Annotated in this window: 7 protein-coding genes; 5 read left to right on the forward strand and 2 right to left on the reverse strand. The window is 47.4% G+C overall.

The features are described 5' to 3' along the window. The first annotated feature begins 970 nt into the window (after positions 1–970). A complete protein-coding gene (locus L0156_30375; protein ID MCI0607307.1) occupies positions 971–2,209 on the forward strand; it encodes a hypothetical protein in 1,239 nt (412 codons plus the stop codon). Position 2,210: 1 nt separating this feature from the next. Here L0156_30375 and L0156_30380 read toward each other — a convergent pair whose 3' ends face one another. Beyond that, complete coding sequence (locus L0156_30380) at positions 2,211–3,995, reverse strand: hypothetical protein (GenBank protein MCI0607308.1); 1,785 nt, start codon at positions 3,993–3,995, stop codon at positions 2,211–2,213. A gap of 580 nt (positions 3,996–4,575) precedes the next feature. On the opposite strand from L0156_30380, the gene L0156_30385 reads away from it, so the two are divergent. The 4 genes from L0156_30385 to L0156_30400 all read left to right on the forward strand — a co-directional run bounded on the left by L0156_30385 (position 4,576) and on the right by L0156_30400 (position 8,002). Beyond that, on the forward strand, positions 4,576–5,169 hold the full coding sequence (locus L0156_30385; GenBank protein ID MCI0607309.1) for a DUF6531 domain-containing protein: 594 nt from the start codon (positions 4,576–4,578) through the stop codon (positions 5,167–5,169). A gap of 142 nt (positions 5,170–5,311) precedes the next feature. Further along, on the forward strand, positions 5,312–6,403 hold the full coding sequence (locus L0156_30390; GenBank protein MCI0607310.1) for a hypothetical protein: 1,092 nt from the start codon (positions 5,312–5,314) through the stop codon (positions 6,401–6,403). A gap of 61 nt (positions 6,404–6,464) precedes the next feature. After that, positions 6,465–7,277 carry a hypothetical protein gene (locus L0156_30395; protein ID MCI0607311.1) on the forward strand — a complete coding sequence of 271 codons (813 nt, stop codon included), beginning with the start codon at positions 6,465–6,467 and terminating at the stop codon, positions 7,275–7,277. Positions 7,278–7,480: 203 nt separating this feature from the next. Beyond that, positions 7,481–8,002: a hypothetical protein gene (locus tag L0156_30400; protein MCI0607312.1), complete on the forward strand. Its 522-nt coding sequence runs from the start codon at positions 7,481–7,483 to the stop codon at positions 8,000–8,002. 584 nt (positions 8,003–8,586) lie between these two features. On the opposite strand, the gene lnt is transcribed toward L0156_30400, so the two are convergent. Beyond that, positions 8,587–9,978: apolipoprotein N-acyltransferase (gene lnt, locus L0156_30405; protein ID MCI0607313.1), on the reverse strand; the 1,392-nt coding region annotated here is incomplete at its 5' end.

Genomic DNA, 9,978 nt, shown 5'->3' on the forward strand with positions numbered 1-9,978 from the left:
CCCCAGTCAGAAGTCGTCTATTTTCACGCCACCTGATCATCGCCCGAGCTACCACCATTTCCCACTTTGTCTTCCCTTTTCACCATTTTTTACGCCTGCAGACGTAAAAAATGGTGAAAAGGGAGTAGAATGAAGGCGAAGATAAGCCAACACCAACCTATCTTTGCCGCTTTCGCCCGATTGACCCAAAAGCAAATGCTTATCCTTTCGCTTGATCCCAACATTGGTGGCCTCACCGAAGATATTAAGGATAATTAACGGGCGGAGTTGTTCCCTTGTCCTTATCTCCTTTGTTCCAGAATGTGTAAGGTGGGAGGTAAAATTCGTAATTCGGTCTGCCGTTACAAAAACATCAAGCAGGTCTAACATCCCGTGTTCGGAGAGATTCTAGCGTCGTATTTACGAGTTCGGACAGAGGCTTGTTAAGGCCTGCTTGCGTTGAGGCGAGAGAGAACGTGTGAAGTTTTGAAAGATATTTTGTACCTTTGAGTGTTACCGGCCGATCTTCCTGATCGTCTTTCTCCACGATTTAAGAGGACATCACGGCTTCGCGGTAAGTGGAATTATCGTGCGCCAGCCTTTTGAGTTCAAGAACATTCTTGATCTTGAGAACTTCCGCGTTACCACTTCGTTAGAGCTTCTTGCAGAATTAAATTAACCAGGCTCTGTGAGGATATTCAACGCGCCTTTGCTTCCCGCGTTACTCGATCCATCACATCAGGATCCACTCCAACATAGTGATGCCTTGATTCGATCTCCAGCCATATCCCGCACCCTGGGTATCAAGGACGCGCAGGGCCCCAGGATTCAATGAATGCTTCCCTGTTTGTTTTTTTGCTATCTACACTCTAAAATAGAAAAACAGGGGGCGAAAGGACTGATCGAAAACTGATTTCTTGTGTTGGAACTTCGAATTTCTACAGAACCTGAATGGGTGGCATTTGGTTAAAGACGGTCCCTATGTAGGATGATGAGCTTATCAATAAATCGGCTCTACTTTCTCTATCGCGATAAAGCTTGGTCAAGAATTCTGACCTTAGCTATCTTGTGCCTTGTCATCATCAACTGTGCTGGCTTCAGGATACCTCGTCGTGGCGGAGAGGAAGAGCCTCCTGCAGTGTCAAGAATTGTCGATGAGGCCGACCTGGAGGGAAGACAGCGCTCCGAGTTGGCTGAGGAGGCCAATGAACCTGATATTGACCCACTTGATCCTAATGATGGCCTTAGCATCCCTGAGGAGGGAGAGACCGTCCCGCTGGCGGCGCCACCGCCGATGGTTCAGTTTCGAACCGGTACCTATAATGCCTTAGTGATGTCTGCCCAAAAGGCCAAATCGCCTAATACTTTAAGAACTCTCTTTGGGAGCGAGCAGACCTGGGAGAAGGTGTTTGACCTTATGGAATCCCCTTCCATCGATATCGACATTTTAGCCGTTCAAGAGGTGTATTTGAGCACGCTGAAGTTCATTAGACCAGTGAAGCGGACGATTAAAGAAAGAAAAAGCGATCATGAACTGCTTAAAAGGGATGGAATGATAGTGCGAGGCAAATATAAGATTATTAGCGGGAAGAAGGTCTTTGACTTTACCCACAATTATAACTTTCGAGGAACCGCCGAGCAACGGGAAGTGACCCGGACCGAATTCTGCCCGATTATTGTCAACACGGAAGTTCTTACATGTGATGAAGACGGTAACAAAGACATTGACGCAAGACGGAAAATTCACTTTGTCAGGTGCACCGTAAAAGATAGTGAACCGGAACTAAAATTCAAATTTGGCTGCGCACATTTTGCTGCCAATCAAAGGCAGACCGGAGCGAACATTGAGAACACTGGTAGACTTTTGGACAAAAACGGAAAGGTCATCATTGGCGGCGATTTTAATTCAAATGTCTTTGGAGCACTGAAAACAAAATATGAGGAGATCGCCAATCTGGACCGGGATCCTGATACAAAAGCCATGGGAATATTCAGCAAAATCAGCAAAGATGAGAACAGAATCAAAATTCGCAAAAATCCGGCGTTCCTGATCCTGGATGACCTGATTTGGACGATTGGGATGAGAGACTTTTACGTCAAAAACTCAAAGAAAATTGTCGATTTTGGGAAAAAACTTCCTCAAGACGAGCCCTTTTTCCTGCAATACTTTTCTGATCCCGATCACCTCCCGGTGATTGCCGATTTTATGACCATGGCCGGTGCGCAATAAATTAGCGTTTCCTCCTTCGGTTGCCTCGGCCTTTTCTCAATTCGATTCGGGAGCCGGTCCTTTTTACTAATGAAGGTGGAAAGACATCCTTAGGTAAAAAGTCGGCGGCTTCCAATACAGGACGGGTCAGATCAAACAGAGGATCTAGTGGGCTGATATTGAATCGAAACATGAGCTTTTTCCGATCAAGTTCCAGAATAGGGATACGTTCCTTTGATTTTCTCTTTTTCGGAGCCGTCAATAGATCCACAGGTTCAAAAAATGAGGCCCGATTGAGATAGCGCCTTAAATCTTGACGATACCCTCGGGGGAGTCGGCTTTTCGTCTTTGAAGCCAGTCCAGTGATCTCGCTCTGGATCGTGATTAATTCGGACCTCAACTCCTGAAGTCGAGTGATGGCTCGGCTGGCTACCCCTTCAGAAAGCTGGTCCCGACGTTGCTTTGGTAATTCCCGTCTCAGACGTCCCAGCTCATCAAGGACGTTGTGTGTGAGCTTGCTCATCCGCGACAACCACTCCATTTTAATGGGGGCCAGTGGTTTTCCTAACGTCTGGTCTTCTATGTTATTTATTACCGTTCGAGCGTCGTCAATGAGCTTGGCTATTCGCGCCGCTTTTCGGACTCGCACCGCACCTCTGCCTTCCTCTTCGTCTTGAAGACCCAGTTCCTCGATCAGGTCACGAATAATCCGCTCAAGTTCTTTGAGATTATCAGGGGTTGCGAATTCAATGGCATCTTTCCACTCGGCAACGGGATTTAAGAGCGCGAGCAACTGTTCGATAAGTCGCTGGATTTCAATGAGACGGCCCAAAAATTGATCTAATATCAGGCGAAGGACTCTGGCATAAATTTGGAACGCGCGAAGATAAGGCTGCACGAGATCGTCAAATGCTTTTTTGACCATCGTCTGGAATTGATTGATCTCATTGAGAAGCCTTTGCTCTAACGACATAAGTTTTCTTTGAAGAGGGGCCAATGGGGCAAGCAGTCTATTAATCAAAGCCTGAATGGGCGAAAAAAGTTGGCTCAATGCCGACCCGACAGCGGCTATTGCGTCGAGCAGTGGACCAAGCAACGCCTCTACTGCTTGCACAAGAAAAACCGCGAGCTGGGCGAATGATACAGCCAGACGCCAACTGAAACTCGCCTGACGTAGTGCCACATTTAGAAGTGAAATCGTCGTATTAAGGTTACGAATCTGTCTATTAACGTCTCGAAGCTGCACAACCAGACTTCCGAATCGATTAATATAAGGCTCCACTTGATCCAAGATTTGGGTAAGGCGCCGCTTGTAGGAATCGGGGAGCGGGGGTTCGATGATATCCTGCTGAGATGCTAAGATGCGTGCCGCCCAAAGGGTCCGATTAACAGCGGAGTTTATCGGTTGAAATTGAAGGTCGATGACACGCACAAAGGGTTCCAAGTCCTCGACAGCCATCTTGAATCTTTTCACTCCTGGCCGAACCAATGTGATGCCCACTCTTAAAAATCTCACTACGATCCTAAGGCTCGCTATAATGCCTTGAATAGCTGCTGCGATGGCCGGCCCAAATCTCGGAATCGTTCTGAGACTTGTGCCAATGCGTCCGCGGGCGAGGTTCAATATACCCAAAAGATTGTTTATGATTCCTAGTGAGCTCCTCGCATCATCTAGAAGATCCAAGGTTTCGTCTGCGTTCTGAACAAGCTCTTTCGATAAGTCTAGGGTCGCCTGATATTCGTCGATCAACGTTTCGAGCGTTCGATTGACCCGCTCCGCATTTGCTAAGGCCCTCCGAAAAATCATGACTTATCCTAAGTTAGAATTTGCGGTCTCGGATACTGTAACACGATCCATAACGGTCAAAAGTATTTGGCTTGGTCCCTCAACCTCTCGTTGCTGAAATTCTCTTGTGTTTGTTATAAGAAATTGTTTTTTCCCTGATCATATGGAACGTGTGAAAATCGTCACATACCCAGGCCATCAACTTCAAGTGTATCCCGAATTCTTGCCATACGGCAAGAATTCGGGATATAGAGACTGCAGAATGGCCTTAGCAGATATTGACATTCGAGTATCCTTTATAACAGGGCGACCCATCATGACGTCGGTCGGGAATTGACTCAATTAATGGGTGCTCCATATGGATGCTCCAATTGATTAGCTGCCACCTGCAATTTTATGTCAGACCCCGAGTTCTTTATAGAAATAATCGCTGATTCGAGCTTTGGAATGTTTCGTGAATTAAGGTAGCAACCTCACCGGGTTAAGGAAATCCATTTTTCTGCACGCCGGCCTGACAAATTCAGTTTCCCCAAATGGTACTGTTCTCCGCGTTTTTGCGCGTTCTTATCTGTTAGGCGGATCAACAGACGGGGGCATTTGTATGACACGAAGGCATTTTTGTGGGCGTTTTCTTTATCACGCTACTGCGTTCATTATCCTGTTCCTTCTCTCCAGTAAATCCTACGCGGACCTGGCGATACCAAACTTTTGCCAGGTTCTTCGTTGTGATGCTGGTGGAAAGAATTGCGAAGAAACGTTAGAGAACTGCACTGTCGTCGAACAGAAATATCTACCGCCCGTCAAGCAAACCAAATTCATTCCTGTCCCCGGCCAACAGGGGAATAACCCTTCTCCGCCTGGTAACCTGGGTTCTGGTAGTACGCCCGGCGATTTCGATGGAGCACCGATTGGAGAACCCATCCTCCCCAATGGTGAGATGTTTTTTCAAAAAACAGATTTTAGTTTTCCAGGTTTTGGACCGGATCTTGTTTTCACACGAACCTATCGCAGTCATGCTGATTATTTGGGAGTTCTTGGTCACGGGTGGAGCTTCAATCTTGAAAAAAGAATTTACTCGGCGAAAAGAGATACGGGATACTGCGGATATAGTTACTTTCTAGTGGACGGACAACTGGGCATGGCGGAGTTCAATTCATCATATAAGCCTGTAGAACCGGGAATTGGTCTCACGTGAAAGCTTGAAGTGGATCGCATCAAATCGAAAAGCGTTTTGATTATGAAAGATGGTTCCGGTTTGGAATATGTCTTTTCTACCACACGGGACGAAAATAATGAGCTTCTGCCCTGGTACCCCCTCACAGCGATTCGGGACAATCTTGGGCATCAAATCACTATTTGAATGGGCGCAGGGACGTTACGGTTTTGAACATCCCATGATACTCAGCGTCACCGATACCACAGGACGAAAAATTCACTTCACTTACCGGAAGGTTGAGCTCAAAGACAATGATGGAAACATTGTCCGCGAAGACAATTTTCTGGATTCCATTTTCTACCACGTAGAAGTGCCGGACATTTATGAAGAGTCCGGATCCAATGAACAGTGGTTTGAAACCCGTTATTTGTTGAAGTTCGATATTGATCTTGAACCGGCATCCCCCGGTTACGGCGAACTGAGACAGGTAATCGATGCGAATGGCAACGGCGAACGCTACGGATATTTGAACGGTTTCTTCGCTCCTCAGAAAGATGTTGTGAATTATTGGAACTTTGTTGCTGATACTTTGCCAACGACCATTGCAAACAGGAAATGCAAGAGGGAATGTTCACCCCGCGATCCAATGAACACATGTACGAATATCGATATATGCGTTCCGCATTACTGCACGGATTGGTACAACAGAACCGTAGAGAGTTGTCGCAGAGGTTGCGCAAACGTTTGCTACAACGGAGGGGAATTGCATTGCTATGAGGATTGTTTGTTCGATTGCAGTAATAACTGGCTTTACCGTCAGATTCTTGATAATTGCAAAGAAAATTACGTAAAGTATCTTCGCCCCTACTGTCAAAATTATTCTGTTGACTCCTGCTATAGCCGCTGCCTGGATGAGCATTTGGTAAAAGACGGCAATGGCGATTGGAGATATTGGTATGGGGACTGGACCTATCTCAATCACAATTTAACCACGATTCATGATGCCGAGGGCCGTCTGGTAATCAAGAATAAGTTTGGAATGGATCCAACAATTATTTCCTTTGATCGAGTCATTGACCAACAACTGGGAGAACTGGATCTTCCTGAAAAGCATATTCGGCTGGAATACCACGACCTTCCTCTGGAACAAGAATGGGCAAATCATCAAGGCTATAAAATCTTTGACCACATCATTCCCTGGCCCGCCAGTCATGCCAATTCTCAATTTGTTCAAGATTTTGATCACTTTGATTCTGTAAACATTTGTCCCTGATGACGGCGCAGGCGGAGTCGGTGCTTTACAGATCAATAAAGGGGCCGCTGCAGCTCCTCAATTGCCCGTCCTTGCCACGGTCGTTTACGATCTTTATGACTCAGTTCGGACGCTCTATCTGGACAAGAATCAACGGGTTTTACGCGAAGTGTTATTTACTCCGGATCAGCAGAATCCGCAACAATACGTCGCCTATGAATCTACCGATTACAATTTTAACCCTCATAACGGCTCCCTCAATCGCGGTATCGCGTATCCGGTACCTGATCAGGCACAACCATTGGCTCGGAAAAGAGTCTGCACCATCACAAGCAACTCTATTCTGGAGGTCAACAATCCTTTCGATCTTCCTGAACGTATCTGGGTTTTCCCCGCCCCGGGGTTTGAGGGGGAGCAAAATCCAAAACTAGTCAAACTTCAACATAATAGTGAGGGTCAAATCCAGGATCTCTATTCAGGTGGATTATCTTCTGAATCAACTCATCTGAATTTCTTGCGAGAAACAGAGGACCCACTTTCCAGAATCGCTCAGATTAAAGCCGATGTAGGAAATGGGAAAGACCCGGTAGTCACGCAGTTCTACTATGACAATCCTGCTGATATTTACCCAAAAGACGTCGTGAGTACCGACGGTTCCTGGGCTCACATTTGGGATATCGACGCTAAGGGCGCAGCACCGACTCTTGCCGGAGTTCTGGGTAATGTCGATCAAACTCTAAAGCGTTCATTCGAATATGATAGTAGCACCGGGTTTTTGCGAAAGCGCCAGCAGACATATGGAAATACTCCAGGGAAGGTGGAGACTTTTTTCTACGATCCTGCAGGACGTCTCGATAAAATCACCCAGGCGAAGGATCCGAACGCTGTTCCATGAACCATTGACTACTTCTATAACCGCGCGAACCAACCGCACACCATCAATAGTCCCGAATCGGTTCGTGAACTCTCTTTTGATTCCCTCGGAAACCTGGAGAGCATTCATGATTTCCCATTGGGTATTTTGTTTCAGGAAAAATTTTCTTGTTTTCACTACGGCCCCGATGGAAGGCTGCTTTCCCGGATGACGCCTGAAGGGAAATGCTGAACTATTTCTATGATGCCGGCGGTAGAAACATTGGTTACGAACAAGGTTTTCCACAACAGGTTCCGAACTGGGCCGGAAAATGCGCGGCAAAATTAAATGGTCAGAAACCCGGAATGGAGCGAATGTTAACTTTGGAATTTCTGCCGGGCGGGTCAGTGCCAAACGATCGATGCGACTCTCTGTTTGAACCGGCGGGTCAGATCTTTGATTATTTGGAGTGGATTGCTAAAGTGACCTGTCATATTCCCGAAAAGGGCGCTCAGCTTGTCCATTATTATGGAGCCTACTCCAACGCTCATCGTGGCAAGAGGGCCAAATTTGGTGGCTCCTCTGTAGCGGCGAGAAGATGCGAAACGTCCTGGGAATCGAAAATACAACGTGCCGGTGCGGACAATCTGCGAGCACTTTCTCGCGAACAAACTCACCCCACAGAACGGATCGTTTGGCACAACAGGATCGGCAAAAACCTCTTGTCTTGCAAGAAAACGCCAGTAGGTACTCATCCTTGCAGGTAGGACACCGGATCCTCGCAAATCCATTTTTGAGGTTGCCACAATCCAAATACTTTTCCACCACATATCCGATCACACCCCTCCACTTGCCATAGTGCTTTTCAAAACGGAGATCGTATTCACCCACAAAGCGGTCGAAATGGTGAAAGAGCACCGAATAGAATGGAGTCTTCTCGGGATGTCTGGGACGGTAGAACTTCTCTTTTTTTGAGGCACACTCCATGCGCAAGCGTCATATTCAAATAATGAGCCAGACAAGCTCAACCTCTCTTCCGAGGGTAGAGGGCTTCCTTGCTCTCTCAGGCGGTTTGCAGCTTCAGGGTGAAAGCTCCGCCTCCTCCCGCAAGCCTATTGCATTCAAGAACCTAAGCGCGTCAACAAGAGTTGACGCACGATTCAGAATTTTCGTGTTTTTCAGCTGCTGCCGGGCTATATGCCCAGAGCAGCGGACGAAAGACAGCATGTCGAATTTCCAGTTCTTCAAGATTGGAGCAGTTTTATTGTTGAAGTAATACGTGTTTGGATTGAAAACCCAGTTCGGCAATTCTTCGAGATTATTTTTACACAGACCTATTTGCCCTATTGTGCTAGCCGCCATTTGGCCCTGGTTTAGTGGAGCTGCGGTGAAACCGTTGGGGGAAGAAAGCCGCTGCGATCAAAACCGCAGAGCTGAGAAAGATGGCAGCATACACAAACAAGTCCCCGTGGCGAGTATAGAATGTCCTTTCCGCAATCCACTTTACTTCACCCGAAAGGATGGCGGGCACAAAAACACCTGCGGACTGCAGAACGCGGCCATACGGATCGATGATCCCACTGATTCCCGTATTGGCGACGCGCACCATATAACGGCGGTTCTCGATCGCCCTCATGACAGCCATCGCGAAGTGCTGGCGTGGAGCGGAAGTGTCACCAAACCATGCATCGTTGGTGATATTCACCAGGAGAAAAGCATCACGTAGAGAGAACTGACGGGACAATTGCGGAAAGATGACATCAAAACAGATTTGGACGGAAAACTTATTACCGCGCAACAGAAATGTTTCGTAGTTCCGTCCGGGAGAAAAATCAGAGATCTCCGGAACCACCTTTCCCGCAAAAAACAAAATCGAACGCAACGGCACGTATTCGCCAAATGGGACCAGATACATCTTGTCGTATCGGCCTTCAATCTCGCCGTTGCTGTTTACAAGAAACGCGCTGTTGTATACCCTGCCGCGATCGAAGAAATCACTGCCAATCAGCAGTGGCGTCCGGCTGTGCCGTGCGAGATTCATGATTTGCTCCGACCAGAGACCGCCTTCGCCAAGCGGAAATAAGGTGGAATATTCGGACCATACGATTAGGTCCGGCTTGCGGGCACGGATTAACTCTTCAGTCATCCGCAATTGTTTCCGGTTGATTTCTTCGGCAAACTCGTAGCGCAATTTGACGCCCTGTGGAATGTTCCCCTGAATACAACCGACGGTGATCGGGTCTCCGGCTACCGGCCGTGAAATGATACGATTTCCGAAATATGCAATACACAACAAGGCGGTAATCATTACTGCGAGATAGATGCATTTTCTAAGAACTAATACAGTAGTAGATGCGGCATTGAGGGCCATCAGGAGCCAGGACAACCCGTAAACTCCTGTGACGCTGGCTAGTTGGGCAATCGCTAGTTGGCTGTACTGACTATACCCGAGCAGGCACCAGGGGAATTGAATGAAGAGGTTGCGAAGCCATTCCAGAGTGATCCACAGAAATGGAGCGGTGAGCATGGCAATCTGCATTCCCAAACGCGAACGGAACACTCCCAGCATCGCCCCGAAAGCGCCCCAGAAGAGAGATAGAAGGAAACAAAGAAGAACCAGGATTCCGGCGGAAAGGAGGGTCCCTAATTTCGTATAATGGTCGAGCACGTGGAAGATCCAGTACAGGTTGCCCAGTTGAAAGAGGAATCCGCTCAGAAAAAAATAGAAAAAAAGAGGGCGTGA

The sequence above is a fragment of the bacterium genome (assembly GCA_022616075.1).
GTDB lineage: Bacteria > Acidobacteriota > HRBIN11 > JAKEFK01 > JAKEFK01 > JAKEFK01.

Bases quoted from the DNA above. Each gene is read 5' to 3' on its own strand.
- L0156_30375 (MCI0607307.1), top strand. From the start codon at position 971: ATGAGCTTATCAATAAATCGGCTCTACTTTCTCTATCGCGATAAAGCT.
- L0156_30380 (MCI0607308.1), bottom strand. From the start codon at position 3,995: ATGATTTTTCGGAGGGCCTTAGCAAATGCGGAGCGGGTCAATCGAACG.
- L0156_30385 (MCI0607309.1), top strand. From the start codon at position 4,576: ATGACACGAAGGCATTTTTGTGGGCGTTTTCTTTATCACGCTACTGCG.
- L0156_30400 (MCI0607312.1), top strand. From the start codon at position 7,481: ATGCTGAACTATTTCTATGATGCCGGCGGTAGAAACATTGGTTACGAA.